Source organism: Streptomyces sp. NPDC057307, assembly GCF_042667665.1.
Taxonomy (GTDB): Bacteria; Actinomycetota; Actinomycetes; order Streptomycetales; family Streptomycetaceae; genus Streptomyces.
This window is the reverse complement of sequence record NZ_JBHUZM010000026.1, coordinates 36926-58257: the sequence shown is the minus strand read 5'-3', so window position 1 is coordinate 58257 and position 21332 is coordinate 36926. Positions and strand designations below refer to the sequence as shown.

Annotated in this window: 15 protein-coding genes; 11 read left to right on the top strand and 4 right to left on the bottom strand. The window is 69.0% G+C overall.

The features are described from left to right. Nucleotides 1–45: 45 nt before the first annotated feature. On the top strand, nucleotides 46–1545 hold the full coding sequence (locus tag ACFUN8_RS12980) for a condensation domain-containing protein (protein WP_383635235.1): 1500 nt from the start codon (nucleotides 46–48) through the stop codon (nucleotides 1543–1545). A gap of 93 nt (nucleotides 1546–1638) precedes the next feature. Further along, on the top strand, nucleotides 1639–2634 hold the full coding sequence (locus ACFUN8_RS12975) for a TauD/TfdA family dioxygenase (protein WP_383635232.1): 996 nt from the start codon (nucleotides 1639–1641) through the stop codon (nucleotides 2632–2634). Between the two features lie 61 nt (nucleotides 2635–2695). Here ACFUN8_RS12975 and ACFUN8_RS12970 read toward each other — a convergent pair whose 3' ends face one another. Both ACFUN8_RS12970 and ACFUN8_RS12965 read right to left on the bottom strand, forming a co-directional pair. Continuing rightward, nucleotides 2696–3946 (bottom strand): helix-turn-helix domain-containing protein, encoded by a 1251-nt coding sequence (locus ACFUN8_RS12970; RefSeq protein ID WP_383635229.1) that lies wholly within the window; start codon nucleotides 3944–3946, stop codon nucleotides 2696–2698. A gap of 610 nt (nucleotides 3947–4556) precedes the next feature. Then, the gene (locus ACFUN8_RS12965) at nucleotides 4557–5516 is read right to left on the bottom strand and encodes an aminoacyl--tRNA ligase-related protein (RefSeq protein WP_383635226.1); all 960 of its coding nucleotides are present in this window, start codon (nucleotides 5514–5516) and stop codon (nucleotides 4557–4559) included. 416 nt (nucleotides 5517–5932) lie between these two features. Here ACFUN8_RS12965 and ACFUN8_RS12960 point away from each other — a divergent pair, with 416 nt between their 5' ends. The 7 genes from ACFUN8_RS12960 to ACFUN8_RS12930 all read left to right on the top strand — a co-directional run bounded on the left by ACFUN8_RS12960 (nucleotide 5933) and on the right by ACFUN8_RS12930 (nucleotide 18149). Continuing rightward, nucleotides 5933–7195, top strand: a complete 1263-nt coding sequence (locus ACFUN8_RS12960) for an MFS transporter (protein WP_383635223.1) — start codon at nucleotides 5933–5935, stop codon at nucleotides 7193–7195. A gap of 138 nt (nucleotides 7196–7333) precedes the next feature. Then, on the top strand, nucleotides 7334–8359 hold the full coding sequence (gene gntD / locus ACFUN8_RS12955; RefSeq protein WP_383635220.1) for a guanitoxin biosynthesis L-enduracididine beta-hydroxylase GntD: 1026 nt from the start codon (nucleotides 7334–7336) through the stop codon (nucleotides 8357–8359). Next, nucleotides 8334–9266: a dimethylarginine dimethylaminohydrolase family protein gene (locus ACFUN8_RS12950; RefSeq protein WP_383635217.1), complete on the top strand. Its 933-nt coding sequence runs from the start codon at nucleotides 8334–8336 to the stop codon at nucleotides 9264–9266. The genes gntD and ACFUN8_RS12950 overlap by 26 nt, the downstream gene beginning before the upstream one ends. After that, nucleotides 9263–10696, top strand: a complete 1434-nt coding sequence (locus ACFUN8_RS12945) for a condensation domain-containing protein (protein WP_383635214.1) — start codon at nucleotides 9263–9265, stop codon at nucleotides 10694–10696. The genes ACFUN8_RS12950 and ACFUN8_RS12945 overlap by 4 nt, the downstream gene beginning before the upstream one ends. Next, a complete protein-coding gene (locus ACFUN8_RS12940; RefSeq protein ID WP_383635212.1) occupies nucleotides 10696–11952 on the top strand; it encodes an acyltransferase domain-containing protein in 1257 nt (418 codons plus the stop codon). Before ACFUN8_RS12945 ends, ACFUN8_RS12940 begins: the two co-directional genes overlap by 1 nt. A gap of 21 nt (nucleotides 11953–11973) precedes the next feature. After that, the gene (locus tag ACFUN8_RS12935) at nucleotides 11974–17313 is read left to right on the top strand and encodes an SDR family NAD(P)-dependent oxidoreductase (protein WP_383635210.1); all 5340 of its coding nucleotides are present in this window, start codon (nucleotides 11974–11976) and stop codon (nucleotides 17311–17313) included. Next, nucleotides 17310–18149, top strand: a complete 840-nt coding sequence (locus ACFUN8_RS12930; RefSeq protein ID WP_383635208.1) for a thioesterase II family protein — start codon at nucleotides 17310–17312, stop codon at nucleotides 18147–18149. The genes ACFUN8_RS12935 and ACFUN8_RS12930 overlap by 4 nt, the downstream gene beginning before the upstream one ends. A 49-nt stretch (nucleotides 18150–18198) precedes the next feature. Here the strand turns inward: ACFUN8_RS12930 and ACFUN8_RS12925 are convergent, their stop codons facing one another. Both ACFUN8_RS12925 and ACFUN8_RS12920 read right to left on the bottom strand, forming a co-directional pair. Beyond that, nucleotides 18199–18891, bottom strand: a complete 693-nt coding sequence (locus ACFUN8_RS12925) for an HAD family hydrolase (RefSeq protein WP_383635205.1) — start codon at nucleotides 18889–18891, stop codon at nucleotides 18199–18201. Between the two features lie 225 nt (nucleotides 18892–19116). Next, nucleotides 19117–20034 (bottom strand): ScbA/BarX family gamma-butyrolactone biosynthesis protein, encoded by a 918-nt coding sequence (locus ACFUN8_RS12920; RefSeq protein ID WP_383635202.1) that lies wholly within the window; start codon nucleotides 20032–20034, stop codon nucleotides 19117–19119. Nucleotides 20035–20145: 111 nt separating this feature from the next. On the opposite strand from ACFUN8_RS12920, the gene ACFUN8_RS12915 reads away from it, so the two are divergent. Continuing rightward, entirely contained in the window at nucleotides 20146–20856 is a 711-nt protein-coding gene (locus ACFUN8_RS12915; protein WP_383635199.1) for a ScbR family autoregulator-binding transcription factor, read from the top strand. A 73-nt stretch (nucleotides 20857–20929) separates the two neighbouring features. Then, nucleotides 20930–21331: a CU044_2847 family protein gene (locus tag ACFUN8_RS12910; protein WP_383635196.1), complete on the top strand. Its 402-nt coding sequence runs from the start codon at nucleotides 20930–20932 to the stop codon at nucleotides 21329–21331. Nucleotide 21332 lies beyond the last annotated feature (1 nt).

Here is a 21332-nt window from a genome sequence, read left to right as displayed (position 1 = left end):
GGAACGGCAGCCCTGCGATCACGGCTTCCACGACCGGAGACGACCATGTCCAAGACCGATCTCACCGCCCTGAGCACCACGGCCACTCAGCTCGTACCTTTCGCGGCGCCTGCCGTACACACCTCGGCAGTCGGTCCGCTCACCTGGGGTCAGTTGTGCATCTGGGATGTACTTCGACGGCTCCCCGCCGGGGACGACTCGCTCAACATGGCCGAGTGGCGACCGGTCGTGGTGCCGCTGTCCGTTTCCCAGGTCGCCGGACTTCTCGGGCAACTGCTGGAACGCCACGAGGCCCTGCGGTCGCACTACTTTCCCGATGCCGATGGTGAGCCCGCGCAGCGCGTACTCCCGGAAGGAAAGCTCGACGCGCTGCTCGTGGAGTGCGGGCCCGGAAATCCGGCCGAATGGGCGGAGGACATCGGCAGACGTATGCGGCGGGGGGCCTTTGACGAAGCGTCAGAGCTTCCGTTGCGCGTCGCGATTCTCACCAGGGCGGGGGCTCCGGTCGCGGTGGTTCTCGTGATCAGTCATATGGCCGTGGACCGGTGGTCCATGTCGCTGCTCGCCGAAGAGCTGGCCGATTGCCTGACGAGCGGCAGCGCCGACACGCTGCCCCCGCGCGCCCGTCAGCCCCTGGAGCGCGCGGCCTTCGAGGGATCAGCGTCCGGGATCCGACGTGAGCGCTCGACTCTCGACTACTGGGCACGCTCGCTGCGCCGCACACCCCGGGCTCTGCTCGCCGCGACGTCGACACCGGACGAGGCACAACGCGACTGGGCGGCCATCGAGTCACCTGCCATGGCCCGAGCGGTCCGGGCCCTGGCCGCTCGGGCGGCGACCACCACCGGCATGGTGCTGATCGGTGCCGTCACACTGCTCCTGGCGCTCCGTGCCGGCACAACGGCAGGCTCCATGCGCCTCATCGTCTCCACTCGGTCCGATCCACGGGACCGCGGATTCGTGGGCCCGATCAATCAGAACGCTCTGCTGCGACTGGACTTGGAGAAGGAGAGTTTCGACGAGTGGCTGCGCCGGTCGTCGGCCGCGACTCTCCTGGCGTACCGGCGCTGCGAAGCCGATCCGCGGAAGGTCGAGGCACTGGCAGCCGAGGTGGCCCGCGAGGCCGGCTTCCAGGCGGACGGCTACTGCTTCCTCAACGACGTCCGCACCAACGAGTCGCAGCGGCCCAATGCCCTCGAACCAGCGGGGGCCGGTTCTCATGACGATCCGTCCGGCCCGACCCGACTGGTCCGGCTGGACCTGCCCGGACGGCAGGTCGGGGCGAAGTTCTTCCTGTATCTGGAGCGACTGGACGAGACGTGCCTGCTGAAGCTGTGCAAGGACCCCGAATTCCTCGGCGAGTCCACGGCGCTCGACTTCCTCGCCGACCTGGAGCGGCTGCTGATCCGGGCGGCCGTAACGCCCTCGCCGCGTATTGAGGAATTGGCATCGTGGCTGCTGGAGCCTGGAACCGCGACGGCAAAAGGGCGTCGTGGACTTGCCGGTGACGTGCCTGGATCCGACGTGGCGCACACACGAGAATAATCAGGCACACCTGACACCGCGATTCTCCGCCGTTGCCCCACTTCGGGCAGGAAGAGAAGCCTTACGCACTCACATCAAAACGGGAGCGTCGTCATGACTGTCGATTCGATAACCAACGTCAAGGAATCCCTCCTCGACGGCTCCAGCATACGACTTGACGCGGATGAGCAATACATTGTGGCGTCGCTTGCGGAATCTCTGGCACATATACCTCCAGCTCTTGTGGACGACGCGGAGTGGCTGGCGCGGGCTCGCGCGTCGAGCTGCCGACTTCCGACTCGCGTCGCCCAGACAATCAGGCGCTACCGCCATGACTCGGGTATCGACGGCATGTTGGAGATAACCAACCTCCCCCTCGATGTCTCGTCGCTCCCCCCGACCCCCAGTTGCCGGGATTCGGTGGAACGTGACGCCTCCGAGCCCGCCGCCGTCGCGATTATGATCGCTCAGCAACTCGGCGAGATCGTCGCCTATCGCGATGAGAAGATGGGGGCTCTGGTGCAGAATGTCGTACCGGTCGCCTCTCTGGCGCGATCACAGAGCAACGGCGGCTCCGTACCACTGAAGCTGCACACCGAGAACGCCTTCCATCCGTACCGGCCCGACTACGTGGGTCTCCTGTGTCTGCGCCCCGCGGAAGAATCGACAGTCGGGACTCAGATCGCTTCCGTCCGCAACGCGTTGCCGCTGCTCGACGAACGGCACACGTCGGTCCTGCACCAGGCCCGCTTTGTCACCACCGCTCCACCCTCCTTTCGACGTGCTGGCGATGTCGAGCCGCACTCCGTTCTCGGAGGGGCACCCGATGACCCGGATATACGGGTGGACTTCAATGCGACGTCCGGCATGGATCAAGACGCGAGGGCAGCTCTGCACAGGCTCCATCAAGCGTTGACAGAGGCATCCTCCGAACTCGTGCTGCGCCCGGGCGACATGGTCTTCCTCGACAATCGGCTGGTTGTGCACGGACGTTCCGCCTTCACACCCCGATACGACGGCAACGACCGATGGCTCCACCGGGTGTTCGTACACCTGGACACCCGGCGAAGCCGGCCGGCTCGGCCCGCGAACGGCCCGGTGCTCGTATAGCCGGTCGACGACTTCTTCAGGTCGGGGACCGCGAACTCCCGGGCCTTGTGACCGGTCACGACTAAATGGCTTCCAACGCGTCCTTCACATAGGGCAGCAGACGGAAACGGTAGGGCTCGGCGGCATCCGCGAGGATGAGGGAGGACTCCAGAAGGTCGGAGACCAGAGTCATGGCACCGGCCCGCCCGGTGGTGGCCAGCATGTCGCCCTGGGCGACTCCGCCTCGCAGGTCGACGTGCCGGCCGTCCAGGGCGGCCATGTCCGCCAGCATCTCGCGGTGCCTGCGGGAGAGCAGATCGAGGCTCCAGCGCACACTGCTGACCAGGGATCGCTGGTGCTCAAGAAGCGCGTGGTCGTTGGTGCGCAGCGTCTGAAGCACCTGTTCGGTGGCGAGCAGGGAGCGAATGGGAACGGTTCGCAGGCGCTCGGCTGCGAACTCCAGATATCTGGGGATCCCACTGAGCCGCTCGCAGAGTTCGTCCAGCGCGGGCAGATCCCGCAGCACATGGGCAGCCACGGGTGAGTCCTCGCCGAGACGCTGCAGAACGAGTTCCCCCGACTGCGTCAGCCGGGACCTCACCGCGCCGTCCACATGGAGACCGAGGGGCTGTATCTCCCTGTTCACACCCAACCGGTCCGTCAGCTGACGGCGCGTGGTGATCAGAATGTGCAGAAAGGGAAGTGCGCCCAGCAACTCCCTCGCCGCGGCGGTGACACCACCGGCGACATGTTCGGCGTTGTCGAGAATGACGAGTCGATTCATGCCGTACACATTGTTCTCCGCGGCGGCGACGGCGAGGGAGTCCGGCGTGGGCGTCAGGCCAATGCGCCGGCGCACCCGGTCAAGCACTTCCGCCGCCTGCTCCGAGGTGGACCCTCTCTCGGGTTCCATGTCCCCCAGTTCCACGACAACGACGCCGTCACGGAAGGAGTAGTAGCTCTCGTACGCCGCGTTCAGGGCATGCCGGGTCTTTCCCACGCCACCGGTTCCGACGAAGGTGGTCAGCCGGTTCGCGCATATGGTGCGGGCGAGCTCGATGTGGAGCGCGCGGCTTCCGATCATCGGCGTGACCGGTGGTTGCAGACCCTGCCACTGACTGAGATCAGGTCGTCCGGAAGAGTCCGGTGCGCGATCCTCTTCCACTCCGAGCGCTCGGATCAACAGGTCGACGGATGTCCGGCGTGGATTCTGCACTTGGCTGCGTTCAAGATTCCTGATCGTTCTCACACTCAAGCCGGACACCTCGGACAGTTTCTCCTGTGTCCAGCCTCGTATATTTCTCAGTTCCGCAAGGTCTTTGCCCAGATTCATGGAACCCCCCGTTCCTGTGCGGATTGCGTCCTCAAGTCTTTCCCTGACACCGTCAGGGTTTGGTCGAAAGATTCAGCAACGAAACCCGCAAGGCTGTTCTCGCCCCATTGCGCTGCCGCCTACGGCGGCCCGCCCCCGTCAAACCGTATTGCGCGCACTTCGCCGGACCGAGCACCGGAGAGGCCGACCTGGGTCGATAGGTCGGCCCCAGCAACATAAGAGCCGGCCGATGCCCATACTCCGTTCCCCCGTTGCTCGTAGGCGATCACGACAAGAACTCGGAGCCTGACCTCGGGGAGTCCCGAGAGTACTGTCGGCGCGCCAGACCGTAGCATCACGACGCATCAGTTGGAAGGAATCGTGCAAACATAGTCGGATACGCGATAGCGTCACCTCACTTCCACAACGGAAGGCTTACACAAGGTGACTTGTAGGGCATTCACCCCGATCGAAAACTACGCTCGGTAGGCTCAGCAGTACATGAGGGGCCTAATGTTCCGCTTTGCGTGATCGGGTCGGACGTCAGTCCTACGTGATTTTCGACGGAGCAGTTGCAATATCTGAGCGAGGTCACGTCCTGGACCGCTCCGCGACTGGTGGGGCGGTGGGTTCAGGAGTGGACGGTGTCGAGTCCCGTCCGAATCGCCGCGGTACCCGGCCAGTCGGCCGGCGTATCGCCGTGCTGGTGTACGAGCGCGAGGACGATGCGCTCCAGGCCGAAAGCGGCACAACTGCTGTGCGCCGGGCCGCCGCCCGGAGCCCCGATGGCGAAGCGCAGCCCGAGGTGGTCCTTGTGCAGGTTCACCGAGGCGATCGCGGTGCCGGCGTCACTGTCCGACACCTGGGCGACGAACTCGTACTTCAGACTCTGCTGAAGCTGACTGGAGCGCATGAAACGAGCACCCGGTCCGAAGAAGGGGTCGCTGGCGGCCTCAACCCGTACCGCCAGTCCGAGGTCCGCGAAAAACGCCCGACAGCGTTCCATCCAGTCCTCACGCCAGGCGAGTGCCGTGTCCTCGGTGCCCACGGCCACGAACTCCCGCATCCGGAACGAGCGGAACCGGCCGACCTCGCTGGTCTCCTCGTGCCGGTAGCAGGAACCGGCCACATCGAAGTGCCGGGGGGCGTCCAGGGTGCGGTCGGCCAGGGCTGGATAGAGGCTGTAGCAGGCGGCGGGGGCCAGTACCGCATCGGTAGGCACACGGACGTCCGCGCCGAGTACGCGGGACCCGCCGGACCCGCCGGTCCCCGGCGGGAGTGCGTGCACCGAGGCCAGGAGGTGCGGGAAGGCTTCGGCGTACTCGGCCCGCTCGATGTGGCTGAGGGGAACCACCGGGGCGAGAAAGGAAGGGCCCGGAGTGCCCGTCGGATGGGCACGCGTGAGTGCTTCCTGCAGCGCGGAGACGGCGGACTCGAACTTCGCCGTGAAGCCGAGCAGGCCGGCGGCGCCGGTGGGCAGCAACCAGTCGGCATCGACGAGACGGGCAAGGGGCGCATCCGCACGCGCATCCTCGACCGGCTCGACCGGCGAGGAGCCACCTGCTGACCCCGCCGTGGCATGGGACGTCATCGTCTCCGAACTCCTTCGATCGGTCCGTACAGGGCATCGGGTCCGTGGACCTTCTCTTCCGGCCCAGTAGGACACGGGGATACCGGGGCGGGCCAGGCAGTGCGGCGGCAATTCGGCTGCCTGGCCCGTGATCCGCGGCTCCGCCGTGGTCACGGGCGGTGCGACGGAGCAGGCACGGCACCGGCAAGTGACGGAGGGCAACTTGCCTCCCCGGTGCCTGGATTACTCCGCGCCCGGCCAGCACGCTTGGTGACTACCTCCGGCAGCAAACGGGAGAAGGTGACCGAACTGATCGGCGCGGCAGGCGACATACCTGGCTCAGTGTCCTCCCTCTCTCCCTGGCACCAGGAACCGGGCAGCCGGCACATCTCTTCGGTGTGGTGCGGGTTCGGCACCCCGGTCCGCGGGGACGCGTCATGACAGTCCCGGCCACCAAGGGGACCGGCAAACGGCCGTCCCTGTGGCGCAACCGCGAGTTCGTCGCCCTGTGGAGCGGTCAGGTCATCTCGACCCTGGGCACTCAGATCAGCGGCACGGCGATGCCGCTCCTGGTGCTCGCGACCACCGGATCGCCCTCCGACGCCGGACTGGTAGGAGCCGCCGGCACGCTTCCCTTCCTCCTGGGTCACCTGCCGGCCGGCCCACTGGTGGACCGGTGGAATCGCCGCAAGATCCTTCTCGTCAGTCAGCTCGTCGCGGGGCTGGCGCTGTCCACCGTTCCGATCGCCATGTGGTTGGGCGTCTTCACGATCGCGCATCTCGCCGTGGCCGCCTTCGTACAGGGAATGTGCTTCGTCTTCTTCGGGCTGGCCGAGCGCGCCGCCCTCCCCCTGATCGTCCCGGCCTCGCTCCTGCCCACCGCGATCGCCCACAACGAGGCCAGGAGCCGCGGCGCGGCTCTGATCGGTCCTCCCCTCGGCGGCATGCTCTTCGGCCTCGGCCGAGCCGTGCCGTTCGTGGCCGACGCGGTCTCCTTCCTCATCGCCTCGGTCGGGATGCTGTTCATCCGGAGCGACCTGCAGAGTCGTACGACGAAACCGGTGGAATCACTGTGGCAAGCCACCACCGCGGGCCTGCGCTGGATCTGGCGCCATCCGTTCATCCGCGCCGCGGTCGTGCTGATCGCTGTCAGCAACCTGGTCTTTCACGCCCTCATATTGATCATCGTCGTCCTCGCCCAGCATCACGGCGCCACACCCACCGACATCGGCACGATGCTCGGCATCTACAGCGGTGGAGGTCTGGTCGGAGCGCTGGCGGCGAGCAAGTTGCACCATCACTTCACGCCCAAGGCCGTCATCATCGGGGTCAACTGGATCTGGGCCGCGCTCCTGCCCCTCTTCGTACTCACGTCGAGTCCGCTGGTCATCGGCGTCATCGGTGCCGCAAGCGCCTTCGTCGGACCGCTGTGGAACGTCGTGATCATCAGCTACACCACACTCCTGGTCCCCAACGAGTTGCTGGGACGCGTCATGAGCGCGGCCATGACCCTGTCCTGGGGGGTTATGCCCCTGGCCTCCGTGGGTGCCGGTCTTCTGCTCACGACCATCGGGCCGACAAGCTCCGTACTCGTGCTGTCCGCGCTGATGCTCATCACCGCCGTCGCGGCCACCGCCAGTCCGGCCCTCCGGCATGCCCCACCACTCCCCGCACACGACGAGGTGCTGGGCGGGCGATGAGAACCCCGGAACCTCAACCAGGCATCCGGCAGGCAAGATTCCCGCCCTCTTCTTGCCGGGCAAGCTTCCTGGTTCCTAAGGGGGATGTCACTGGAGAGTGCCAGACATCGGCGATCACACCCCACTCGGAGGACCTCTGTGACCACCACGTCTCAAGTTGTCGACCTCATCTACTTCGATCTGGACCCGGTTGATCTGCGGACGATCGACGAGCTTCTGGCCAGAACAAGCGCTCAGTATCCGCACCCGGAAGCACCGGAGTTGCTGCGGGACGCGCCACGGATAGCCGCCGGCCTCCCTGACGATCTGACGCGTTTCCTGAGAACGTTCCAGCTGACCGAGCCGGCCGCCGCCGTCGTCGTACGCGGTTTCCAGGTGGATGACGCCCGGATCGGATCGACGCCGCCGCACTGGTCGAAACAGGCGGATCCGGCGTCGACCCGGCGTGAGGAATTCTTCTTCATGCTGGTGGCCTCTCTGTTGGGTGAGCCGTTCGGCTGGTCGACGCTGCAGCACGGCAATCTGGTCCACAACGTCGTGCCCATCAGCGGAGAGGAACACCAGCAGAGTGGCCATGGCAGTGCCGACCATCTTGAGTGGCACACCGAGGACGGTTTCCACCCGTACCGCTGCGACTATCTGAGCCTGATGGGCATGCGCAATCACGGTGCGGTGCCCACCACGTACGCGAGTGTCGTCTCGCTGGACCTGCCCGAGGAGGTGACGCGGGTTCTGTCCGAGCCGCGATTCCTGATCCGGCCCGACGACGAGCACGTGCGCAACGCCCGCGCGGACACCATGCGTCCGCGCTCCACCATCCAGCAGGCCGCTGACGCGCCGGTCCCGGCGGCGATCCTCTTCGGCGGGGCCGACCTTCCCTATCTGCGTATCGATCCGTACTTCATGTCGGCGCTGCCGGGCGACAGCCGGGCCGCGGACGCCCTGGAACTGGTGACCAAGCAGCTCGAAGCGAACCTCCAGCACATCGTCGTGCGCGCCGGAGAGATCCTCTTCATCGACAACTTCCGGGCGGTGCACGGCCGTCGCTCCTTCCATGCCACCTACGACGGCACCGACCGATGGCTGAAGAAGATCGTCGTCAGCAGCGACCTGCGCAAGTCGCGCGCCATCCGGGTCAGTGCCGACTCCCGAATCCTCCTGTAAACGCATCGACGTGCGCAGCGACAAGAAGGAGCAGAGCATGGCTGATGCCGGTTCTCCGTCCGGTTCACCGCGATCGCCGCGATCGCCGAAGAGATTCCTCCTCTGCAGCCCCGACCATTTCGACGTCACCTTCGAGATCAATCCGTGGATGTCGGCCGAGCGCCGTCCCGACCGGAGGAAGAGCTGGCAGGAGTGGAACGATCTGGTGGCCAACCTGCGGGCCGCCGGTGCCGAGGTCCAGCATTTTCCCTCGCTGCCCGGGCTCTCGGACATGGTCTTTCCGACGGATGTGGGGGTTGTGGCCGGAGACCGTTTCGTCCGCGGCCGTTTCCGGCATGCCGAGCGCCGGGACGAAGCCGCGTACGGGGCGAAGTGGCTTCTGGAACACGGATTCGCCGAGATTCCCTGGCCCGACGACCCCGACCTGTTCCTGGAAGGCGGTGACGTCGTCCGATTCGGCGATGTGCTGCTGTGCGGAAACGGCCCACGGACCTCACCGGCCACGGCGACGTATCTGTCCCGCGTGCTCGACAGGCCAGTGGTGACCGTCCCGATCGTCGACCCGCGCTTCTACCACCTCGACATGTCCTTCTTCCCGCTCGACGACCGCCGGGCGATCTACGCGCCCGACGTCTGGGACCTCGAAGGACAGCGGGCCGTCGAGAGACTCGTACCGGAACCACTGGTCATCGGTATCGACGAGGCGCTGTCCTTCTGCGCCAACTCCGTCGTGGTCGGAGACACCGTGGTGATGCCCTTCTGCCCGCCACGCGTGCGGTCGGCGCTCGTGGACTGGGGATTCACCGTCTGTGTCTCCCCCGTCGACGAATTCCTCAAGGCCGGCGGTGGAATTCGTTGCATGTCGCTCGATCTCGACCTGCTCGCCACACGGGTACCGCAGCCATGAGTCCCGATCCCTGCCGGGCGGGCCTGGCCGCAGCGGGTTCCGACGGGCCCCTGCCGCTGTCCGCCGCGCAACAAGAGGTGTGGTTCGCCCACCAGTTGGACGCCGGCGGCGCCTTTCACAACTGCGGTGGACACATCGAGTTCCATGGGCGACTTGAGGAGGCGCACCTGGCTGAGGCGGTCCGGCGCGCCGTCGGCGAGACGGACGCCCTGCGAGTGCGTTTCGCCGCGGACGCGAAGGGCACCCCCCGGCAGTGGCCTGCCGATGTCGACGCCCCGCTGCGTGTGCGCGATTTCGGCGACGAGAACGAGCCGCGTCGTGCCGCGGAGGAGTGGGTACGGGCGGATCTGGGCACGCCGGTCGATCTTGAGAAGGGCGAGCTGTTCACCCACACCTTGCTCCGTCTGGCCCCGGACCACTTCCTTTTCCACCTGCGCTACCACCACATCGTCCTGGACGGTTACGGCCAGGTCCTCCACTGGCGCAGGCTGGCCCAGATCTATGCGGCGTTGACGGAGGGGGTGACGGTCTCCCCGACGAGTGCGGGTACGCTGCGTGATCTCCTCGCGGAGGAAGCCGAGTACCGGGCGTCGGCGGCCCTGGAGAGCGACCGCGCTCATTGGCTGAGCAGCGTGGGCGACTGGCCCGATCGCATCAGCCTGAGTCACCGAGGGGTCGGAACGTCCCGGCCGGCCGAGCGGTTCCCGGCCTCGGTCCCGGTTGGGCGAATCAACGAGACGGCGGCGAAGTACTGGGTGCCGTGGTCGGTCGTCGTGCTGGCGTCGACGGCGGCGTACTTGCACCGGATCACCCGGCGGGAAGACATCGTCATCGGGCTGCCGGTGCGGGCCCGGACCACACGCACCGCACTGACCACGCCGGGCATGCTGGCCAATGTGCTGCCGTTGCGGTTGTCCGTACGCTCCGACATGCCGTTCCGTGATCTGGTGCGGCAGGTCTCCGCGCAGGTGAGCGAGGTGCTGGCGCACCAGCGATTCCGTGGTGAGGACCTTCAGCGGGAACTCAGGCGGACCGGGGCGGCCCAGGAGCCCCCCGGCGTGGTCGTCAACGTGTTGCCGTTCGACGGGCGGATTGCCTTCGGCGCGCTGAAGGGCACACTTCACCAGTTGTCCTCGGGACCCGTTCGCGACCTCTCGATCCAGTTTCTCGGTGACGCCGAGGGCGCGGGTCTCCGGTTGTCGTTCGACCCCAATCCCGACCTGCACGACGCCGCCGCGGTGGCCGCCCACCGTGATCAGCTCGCGTCCTTCCTGAGCAGCCTCGTCCGGGCGGACGAGCAGGCGCCCGTGGGGAAGATCGAGATCCTCGCCTCCTCCGAGCAGTCCCTCACGGCATCCGCGAACCGCCCGCCACCTGGTGACCGGCGGGTGCTCCCCAGTAATGCCACCTACTTCGCGAAGGACGCATGATGGCGGTTGAAACTGTCTTCCTCCTGCCCGGCCAAGGGGGTTACACCCCGGGGAACTTCGCGGGTGACGACTCGCCCGACGTCGGAGAGGTTCTCGACGCGGCGGACCGGGTCGCGGCCGAGTTCGGACGCGAGGGCGTCTCGCATCTCATGACCCACGCCGACGCGCCCTCCGCGGCCGACCTGACGCGCTCGGACTCCTTCGCGCTGCAACTCGCCGTGTTCACCTCGGCCGTGGCCGGTTTCCGCATCGCGGAGAGACAGGGCTCGCCGGACGTCGTGGTGGGGCACAGCATGGGTGAGATCGCCGCCCTGACGGTGGCCGGAGCGTTCACCCTGACCGACGGCGCACGCCTGGTGTGCCACCGCTCGGAAGCCCTTCTCGCACACTGCCCCTCCGGCGGCGGCATGGTCGCCCTGGAACTGCCGGCCGACCGTGCGGCGCACCTGGTGGGTGCCGTCGCCGACCGCGGCCTGGCCGTCGCCGTCTCCAACGCGCCCCGCCAGACTGTGGTGTCGGGACCCGACGAGGCGATCGGCACGATCGCGCGGCTGGCCGGCGCGATGGGCGTGCGGGCCACGCGGCTGAACGCTCCCTTCCCGTTCCACAGCCCGCTGTTGGCCCTCGCCGCTCACGCGTTCGGCGAAGCGGTTTCCGGCATCCGGCAGCACCCGCTGCGCCGGGCCGTGTACTCGCCGGTGGCCGGCGGTTACGTCCACGACGACTCCGACCTCAGGGCACTGCTCGCCCGGCAACTCACCGCCCCGGTGCGGTTCATGGCCGCCATTCGTCAGCTCCACGCCGACGGCGCGCAGCACTTCGTGGAGTGCGGTCGGGCAGGACTGTCCGGACTCGTCGGGCGCAGCGTGCCGGACGTCAGCACCGCGCACACCGTTCGGGCGCGAGGCACCGACGGCGCGCCGGCCCCCGCGCGCGACGAGACCGTTCCGGCCGAGCCCGCGCGGGCGGCCGGGGTGACCGAGGCGGCGACGCCCGCTCCTGTCGGCGTGGGTGTGCTGGCTGAGTTGCGGGAGTTGTACGCGTCGACGCTGGGCTATCCGGTGGAGGTGATCACCGGGGATGCCGATCTGGAGGCGGACCTGGGGATCGATTCGCTGAAGCGTGCCGAGATGTTGGGGAAGGTGTCGGCTCAATTCGGCCTGGGGGAAGCGGCATTGGGCGGCCGGTTCCTCGCCCAGCCCACGCTCGCCGACCTCGCCGACCTCATCGCCACCACTCAGACCTCCACGCGCTGATCTACGAAAACGGGAGCCAGCATGTCCCTCGATCTCTCCGGCCGCGTCATCCTGGTCACCGGTGCGGGCAAGCCCCTGAGCAGGTCCTTGTCGCAGCACCTCATGCGGCTCGGCGCGCATGTCGTGACGTGCGAAGCGTATGACGCGCCCCGGATACGAGCCGTGCTCGGCCGGGCCGGCGACCGGTACGGCCGGGTCGACGCGCTCGTGAACGTCGTGGTCGGGGAGGAAGGACTGGGCGACGCCCGTACGGCGACGGCCACGGCCATGGAGTTCATGGCACCGCACGAGCACGGTGCGATCGTGCACGTGGCCGCCGCCCCGCTGGAGCGGGAACCGGTGGCGGAGCTGGTGCGCGGGCTCGGTGCCGGTGGGCCGGACGGTGTGCGGGTCAACGCCGTGGTCGTCCAGGAGGACGCGGAGCGTTCGTTGGCGGAGGGCGCCGCGCGGCTCGTCGCGTTTCTGGCCTCCGACGACGCCGTGTCCATCGATCGCCGGACCCTGCTGGTCAGCGGGGCCCCGGCCGGAGTGCCGCCCGCCGATGACGCGGTCGTCGTCGTGGGCATGGGACTCGCCGTCCCGGGGGCGAGTTCACCCGAGCAGTTCTGGGAGCTGCTGAGGAGCGGCGAGCCGGGGTTCCGCGAACCCGGGGACCGACTGGACCTGGACACCATGTGGTCCGCGGACGCCGCCGCCGAGGACAAGACCTACACACGTGTGTCCAACTTCATGACCGGCTTCGAACCCCATCCGCGCCTCAAGGACGAGCTGGCGTCGGGTGCCTTCGACTGCGAGGAGTACACGGCGCTCTGGCTCCGGCACTCCCTGCTGAGCGCCACCGAGAAGGTCACGATCCGTCCCGGGGACCGGCAGTTGTTCGCGGTCGGCCTCACCCCCGACGGCAGCCCCCACCTGGAGCACAGCCTGGTCTCCGCCGGGGTGCGGGCCATCCTCACCGAAGCCGGTGTCGAGACGCCGGGCGGGCTCGACACGCTCTACCCGCTGGCCTCCGAGTCACCGGAGGACATGCTTCCGTACCGCATCGCCCGGATGGCCGCCCCCGATCTTCCCGATTCCGCGGAGATCGTCGTCGTCGACACCGCCTGTTCCTCCTCCCTGTACACCATCGATCTGGGCGTCCGGGCGCTCCGCGCGGGCGAGACCGATGTGGCGCTGTGCGGCGGGGCGTTCGCGATCGGCGCTCAGACGCTGGTGCTGTTCTCCAAGCTCCGCGGTCTGTCCCGGTCGGGCCGGGTGCGTTCCCTGGACCGGGACGCCGACGGCGTGGTGTTCAGCGACGGAGCCGCGGTGCTGGCCCTGAAGACGTACGCCAGAGCGACGGCCGACGGCGATCCGGTCCTCGGGTTCGTCGCCGGTTTCGGCGGATCGTCCGACGGGCGCGGTAAGGCGATCTACACTCCGAACGCCTCGGGCCAGCTGGTCGCCCTCGACCGGGCGTGGCGCGCCGCCGGGGTCGGGCCCGAGGACGTGGACTGGGTCCTCGCGCACGCCACGGGCACGCGGACCGGTGACCGTACGGAGCTGAGCGCGCTCGGCCGGAGCGCGGAACCGGGTAAGACGTGGACGGTGACCGCCAACAAGTCGCTGGTCGGGCACACGGCCTGGGCGGCCGGGGCGGTGTCGGTGATCCACGCGCTGCTGGCCATGGAGCACGAGGTCATCCCGGGACAACGGCAGTTCAGCGCGTTGCCCGAGGGCGTGACGACCGCCGTGCACGTGCCTGTCGACGACGTGCCGTGGATCAGAACGCCTGGGCGTCGTCGCACCGTCGGTGTGTCGGCCATGGGCTTCGGCGGCACCAACGGCCATCTGGTCCTCACGGATCAGCCACCGGCCCGCGATGTGGCCACCGCCCCGCAGCCGCACGCGGAGGACGACCCGATCGTCGTCGTGGCCCGGGGCGCGCACTTCCCCGGCGATCCGGACGAGGAACGCGTCGCCCGCTGGCTCTCGGGAGGCGCCGCCGACTGGCCGTCGTCGTTCGGCGACGCCCACCCGCTTCCGTCGCCCGTGGAGGCCCGGCTGGCGCCCTCGACCATCGCGGTCATGGACCGCGGTCAGCTGATGGCGCTGCGATGCGCCGACCTTCTCGCCGGGGAGTGGACGAAGGACGAAACGCTGTCGAGGCGTACCGGCGTGATCGTCGGCCACACCGGGCCGACCAGGTCCGCGCTCGGCTACGACCTGCGCTGTTATCGCGAGGACCTCGTGGCCAAGCTGGTCGGCCCCGCCGGTATACCGACCGAGATGTTCGATACCGCGGTGCGCGCCATGACGCGCCCCATCAACGAGGACGCCTATCCGGGGTTGATGCCGAGCATCATCGCGGCCCGGGTGTTGCAGCGGCTGGACCTGCACGGCCCGAACATGACACTCGACGCGGGCCGGGACTCCACCAACTCCGCGCTGGCCGCCGCCATCCGGTATCTGCGGGACGGCGATATGGAGATGGCCGTGGTCATCGGTGTCAACGCCACCACGGACCATGTGCCCCGCCACGGGAGCAGGGAGATCGCGGAGGCCGCGGTCGGCTTCGTACTGACCCGGCTGAGTGTCGCCGAGGAACACGGCATGGCCGTCCTGGGCCAGGTCGGGCCGGCGGCGAGCGACACCCCCGCGGAGGGTTCGGGGAACGCGTTCTCGCGTGCGCGCAACTTCCGCGGCGCTCAGGGGGCCGTAGCGCTTCTGCGCGCGTTGCACTCCTCGGCCGGGCGGACGGTCATCCCGCCCGTGGAGGACGGCCACACGCCCGCGATCGTCGTGACACCGCGGTCGGCCGGCGCACCCGAACCGGCGCGGGGGGAAGCCTCGTTGAGCGACCGGCTCCGGCGGCACTCGCTCACCCTGCGTCCCGTCCCCGCCCGGAGGGTCCGTCCCCGCGTGGAGGCGCTGCCCGCGGGGAGCCTGGTCCTGACGGACGATCCGCGAGTGCTGGCCCATGTGCGCGTACCGGCGGACTGTCTGCTCGTCGCTCCCGGGAGCGCACCGCGTGACACCGCCCTGCCGTTCCCGGTGGCCCGTCTCGACGAGCCGGAGGAACTGGAGCGGCTGCTGGCGAGGGACGGCCGGTCGTTCGGCCAGGTCCGTGTCGTCGTCGCGGGATCGCGTTCCACCCCGGCCGCCTGGGAGGTGCCCACGCGTGTCCTGGACCTCCATGACCTGGCGTTCATGGCGGCCAAGCACTGCGCCGCGCCGCTCGACGACGACGGCTGCCTTGCGGTGCTCGCGCTGGACTCGGTCGAGGCAGCGGCTCCCGTCCCGGTCGCGGGCCTCTTCGGCGGGCTGGTGCGGAGTCTGTCGCAGGAACTCCCCGGCTGTCTGATGTTCGGGGTGGTCACCGATGGCAAGGACGCGTCGGCCGGCCTGGCGCTGCTGGCCGAGGAGTCGGCGGCACGCCGCTACATCCCGGTCGCCTACCGGATGGGTGGCGTGCGTCACGAGTTGATGCTGCTGCCTGTCGCGACGCCGCCGGAGGACGCGGGGCTCGGCCTGCCGGACGACCCGGTGATCGTCGCCACCGGTGGTGCACGCGGAATCACCGCCCATCTGGTGCGCGAACTCGCCGCGGACCGCGCGCCCCGGAGCGTCTGGCTGCTCGGTACGGGCCCCGCGCCCGACCCGTCCGCGCTCGCCATGGCACGCCTGCCGCGCCCCGACGCGCTGCGCGAACTCATGGTGCGGCACCCGTCCGAGACTCCCGCGGCACTCAGCCGTCGCTACGACCGTGCGGTTCAGCAGGCCGAACGCGGCGAAACGCTGAGGGAGTTGGAGCTTCTCCGCGGCGCGGCGCCGGTTCACTACCGGCAGTGCGACGTCCTGGACGAGGATGCCGTACGCGGGGTGGTCGACGAGATCCTGGCCGTGGAGGGCCGCGTGGACCTGCTGGTGCACGGTGCCGGTCTGACGCGCTCCGCCGGGCTCACCCGTAAGAGGCTCGCCGACTTCCGGGCCGTACGGGACGTGAAGGTCCGCGGATACGCGCACCTGCGCGCCGCCCTGGGCGACCGGCGACCTGCCCTGTGGTGCAGCGTCAGCTCCACCGCGTCGTTCCTCGGGGTCCCCGGCGACTCCGACTACGGCGCGGCCAACGAGTTCCTGCTCCTCGCCGCCGCCCACGCACGGGCGGCCGAAGGCGCGGACGAGGTCGCGCTGGTCTCCGGGCTGTGGGTCGAGTCGGGCATGGCATCACTCAACACCGCGAGCGGTGCCTTCGTGATCCAGCGGGGGGAGACCGGCCAGCTGACCGACGCCCAGGGCCGGGAGTTCTTCCGCACCGAACTCCGCGGGCGCGGCGGTGGCGGGCTGGCGGCGACCTGGATCGGCGACGCGGACTGGACGACTCTGGAGCGTGGGGCACCCGGATTCCGCGCGGCCTGCGCGGAGGCCGCCGGGACCGTCGCCGAACCGCCGCGCACCCCGGTGCCGGCCGCGCGGCGGGCGTTCCTGACCGGGCCCGCGCGGTACGACGGGGAGACTGCGGCCTGGACCTTCGAGGTCGGCCTCGACGAGCATCCGTATCTGCTGGAACACCTGGTCGACGGCAGGCCGACCGTACCCGGGACCTTCATCCTGGAGATGGCGGCCGAGGCCGCGGCCGAGCTGGCCCCGGGCCTGCTCCCGGCGCGTATCACCGACATCGTCCTGTCGCAGTTCATCCGGGCCGCGCGGCATCGCTGGCCGCGCACACTGCGCGTCTTCGCCGTACGGGAAGGCGACCGGGTACGCGTACGGATCACGTCACCGGCGGTCGGCCCCGTGCCGGAGCGCGAACACACCCGCATGGTGGTCCATCTGGCCAGGGCGCTCCCGGCCGGCCCTTGGTGCGCACCCGCGCCGGCCGGCGGGCACGATGCCCCGAACACATACGAAACGCCCGGCACGCCAGTGGAGTTGAGCGGTGTGTTCAGGGCGATGCGCCGCCCCCGGCTGGTGGCGGACGGCGGCTCCGCGGAACTGCGTCTCAGCCTTCCGCGGGACGGCGGCGTCTTCTCCCGCTTCATCCTCCCGAGCGTCGCTCTCGACTGCCTGCTGCGCACCTCCGTTCTCGACGGCAGGCAGCCGGGAGCTGTGCCGGTGATGGTTCCCACCCGGCTGGCCTCCGTGGATCTCCACACCTCGGCCAACGACGTGGAGCTGGCCGCCGGTTGGCCGGACGGACTGCTGCTGCGCCACTGGTTCGACTCCGGGTCGGGAGAGGAGCGCTGTGCCGTGGTCGGACCGGACAGCCGCGCCCTCATCCAGGTGACCGGTATCTCGGGGGCGGAGAAGGGTGCCTACGACCCCGCGACGGACACCTGGCGTTCCGGGCCGCGCCAGAGCCGTGAGGGGGTGCCCGTGTGAGCGCGACGACTCCGAACGTGACCGGGAAGAGCGGCTCCCCGGATGCCGGGCGTCCGCTCGTACACGGAGCCGTCACCTGCCCGCGGCCGGTCCCGGGAGCCGCGCTGCGGCTGTTCCTGTTCCATCACGCCGGTGGCTCCCGCCTTCTCTACAAGGACTGGGAGGCCGAGTTCCCCGCCGACTGGGAGGTGTGTCTGCTGGACGCCCCCGGTCGGGGGAATCTGCGTGACACTCCTCCGATCGACAACAGCGTTGAACTGGTGGACTTCTTCTCCAGAGAGATCCTTCGGTGGACGAGCCGCCCCTTCGCCTTCTTCGGGCACAGCATGGGGGCCCTCGTCGCGTACGAACTGACCCGGCATCTGGCGGCCGAGAAGCGCCGTCTCCCCGTCTGGCTGGGCCTGTCCGCCTGCGGCGCACCACAACCGGCTCATGACGCGGAGGAGACGGATGCGCGCCCCGCGCTCACGGACGACGAACTACGGCGCCTGCTCAGGTCGTTGGGCGGGACGCCCGACGTGGTCCTGAACGAAGGTGCTCTGTGGCGCCTGTTCAGCCCGATGTTCCGGAACGACTTCACGCTCGTCGACACCTGGCGTCCCCGGGCGGACGCGGAGCCGCTGCGAGTGCCCACATCCGTGTTCGGCGGCGACAACGACCCGATGGTCCGGCGAGAGTCCCTGGCCGCCTGGGCGGACCGTACGGAGCACTTCCTCGGCCTGAACATGTTCGACGGCGGTCACTTCTACCTCGACAGCCGGCGTCGCTCGACCGTCCTGCGTATCACCGCGGCGGTGGCCGCGGCACGGCGGGCGGCTCAGGAACACATCGACTGACGAGGACCGACGGCCGCGCGGCCGCGCGCGAGCGGGGTCGGTCAGGGCTTCAGCGCGTGGCCTGTTGGGGGATACGCGCATGGGCCCACCGTGAGAGGTCCGGTTCGGCGAGCGAGGTGACCCACAGGTCGACCATGGCCGTGGTGCGTTCCCCGGGCCAGGGGCCGACGCCGAGGACCCGCATACCCGCTCGGGACGCGGCTTCGACACCGCACAGGGAGTCCTCCACGGCGAGCGTGTCGGCCGGGTCGGCGCCGCAGTGGCGCGCGGCGGCCAGATAGACGTCCGGCTGCGGTTTGGGCTGAATTCTGGCGTCGGGGACCACGATGTGGTCGAAGTAGTCGCGCAGGTCCGCCGTGGCCAGGCAGGACTCGACGACCTCGCGCGGGCAGTTGCTGGCCACGGCCAGCGGGGCGAACGTGGCCACGGAGAGCACGAGTTCACGGGCTCCGGGCATGGTCATGGGGTTCTCGGCGACCAGGTCGCGAAAGATCCGCAGCAGGTTCCCGGTCATGTCGTCGGCGAGGTCGGGCCGGCCGCTCTCCACGGCCATGAGCCGGCCGCATTCGGTGTAGTGCAGGCCCTTGGCCCGGTCCGCGAAGCCCGGCGCGGCGGTGAGGCCGTACTCACCGAGCGTGTGCTCCCTGGCGTCCTGCCAGTGCTTCTCGGTGTCCATGAGGGTGCCGTCGCAGTCGAACACGATGGCCGAGGGGGTCCAGGAGAGGACGCGTTCAGAGGTCATGCGATGGGTTTTCCGTTCCGGAATGCCGAGGAGCGGGGACTCGGGCACCGTGCCGCCAGGCACGGTCGCCGCGTCGGTCGCCCGCTCCGGGGCGAGATCGGTTCCCGGTGGGCGGACGCGAGGAGGAAGCGTCTTCCTCGAACTCATCCAGGAACATAACGATCGCTACGTTATGAACCATCACGAAAAGTAGTCAAGTAGGTGCACATGGTGACGAAGGTGTGTCTATCGGTACTCAAGGGCGCCGTAGGCGACGTAGCGGCTGCCCTGCAGAACACGAAAACCGCAGGTCCGGTGGTGCGGCACGCACAGAACCCGGGGAGCGGGCGAGAACTCGGCGAAGCTCACCGCTTTCAGCCGACCGGCGGTAGGGCGTACACGCCGGCCGTCGCTCGCCAGCGCGCCGGCCTGCCGCGCCGCCTCCAGCAGGACCATGCCCGGCACATGGTCCGAGGAGTGGTCGAAGAAGAACGGATGCCGTAGGTCGGCCGGTCGCAGCCGTACGGCGCCGCCGCCGACCGCGATCATCACATCGCGTGCGTGGTCCGCTCCGATTCGTCCGGCGTCGGGCCGAACACAGTGTCCGGCGGCCATCTTCGGACGCCCGGTCGCCCTGGCGCCGCGTATCGCGGCGTACCGCTCCGGGCTCACGAAGCGCGCACCGCCGCCGGCCCGTGCGAACACCTGCGAACCGACGCGGACGGTGACCTCCATCCGCAGTCCGGTGACAACGCCGTCCGCCCCGTCGCGTATGTCGGTCACCGCCGCGCGGCAGCTGACATCGGTGCAATTCTCCGTGGCGCGAGGTTCCTTGTCCGGGTCGATCCGGAAGAACAGGTCGGTGATCAGCAGCCGGAATTGGGGCGGCACACCGTAGTGACGCAACGGCAGGTAGATACCGAGCTGGCGCATTGTCTCGACGACGATCAGCGGACTGTGCAGGTCCGCTCCGCCCCGCGGGAACGTGGGATGCGAGCGCGGCCAGGACGCCGCCGCGTGGAATACGTTCCGCTGTCTGCCGGGACGCACGTCGGTGAGCAGCACCTCGGCCGCCGACGTGCGGTGCACCAGCTCGCGAGGGACGGTCCGCGACCAGCTCAGTCGGGATTCACCGGTGAGTACTCCCGCCGCCGAATTCTCCATGCAATCAGAAGAACTCATGTACCGCGGGTCCGCACTCCCGCTTTTCGATCATGACCGCGATATGCACTAGATTTCCGTGCTGTAACGCGACGGCGCGGCATCGGGGTAAATATGCAGGGACGGGCAAAAGCAACGCGGCGTTCTCTTCTGGAGGCGGCTTCGCGACTGTTCGAGGAGCGGGGTTACGCCGGCACGAGCATCAGTGACATCAGCGCGCTCTCCGGGCGGACCAGCGGCGCGATCTATTTCCATTACGCGGGGAAGGAGAAGCTCGCTCTCGCGGTGATGGAGGAGTTGTTCGCGACCTGGCCCGCGCTGATCGCCCGTCACCGCGGGACGGACCTTCCCGCGCTGGAGCGGCTCGTCGCGCTGAGTTTCTCGGTCGCCCGCGCGTTCCGGGACGACGTCGTGGTGCGGGGCGGCTCACGGCTCTGGGCGGAACGCAAGTCCGTCGACGCCTCGCTGCCTTCCCCGTTCGGGGGCTGGATCGAGACGGTCGTCGGCCTCCTGGAGGAGGCCCGCGACGAAGGCGCGCTCGCCCCGGCCGTGATCCCCCGAAAAGCCGGGAACGCCGTCGTGTACGCCTTCTTCGGACTGCACACCGTCTCCGACGCGTTGGACGGGCGGAAGCACATCGAGGAGAGCCTGCACGACCTGTGGCATCTCCTGCTGCCCGCTCTCCAGGCGGATCCCCGGCCCACCCCGCTGCTCGACCGGGTACAGGCCCGTCTCGACGGTGCCGACGCACCGCCGGTGTCCGTCGCCCCGGCCGCCGGGACATCGAACGCGCCGCCGTCGGGACCGGAGTTCTCACCGGTGTGACTCAATGCATCGATCCGGTAACCGAGTTGGGCACCCGTACACACGGCACGTCGTCCGTGGCGACAATGTGATCGTGTCCACTTCGACCGACCTCGAATTCGATGACGGTACGCCGGTCCGATTCGTACTGACTCCCGTCGAGGGCGCGGTGGCCCCCGCGCCGGACAGGGACCTTCCCGAGGGGATGGGGCAGGCCGTGCCCGTGGCCGCCGGGGGGCGGACGGTGGCCAGCTTCGCCACGGGGGCTCTGCGCGGGGCGCTCAAGCCGCTCGGGCCACTGCTGCAAGAGGTGCATGATGTCGTCGCGGGCGTGCCCGATCCGCCCAGCGAGGTGAGTGTGACCTTCGGGGTGCAGGTCGGTCAGGACCTCAAGATCGGGATTGTGGGCGCCAACGGCCTGGCCCATCTCACCGTCACCGCCTGCTGGAAACCGGACCAGGCGGCCGACGGCGGCCCGCCGGCCGCGGCGGAGTGAC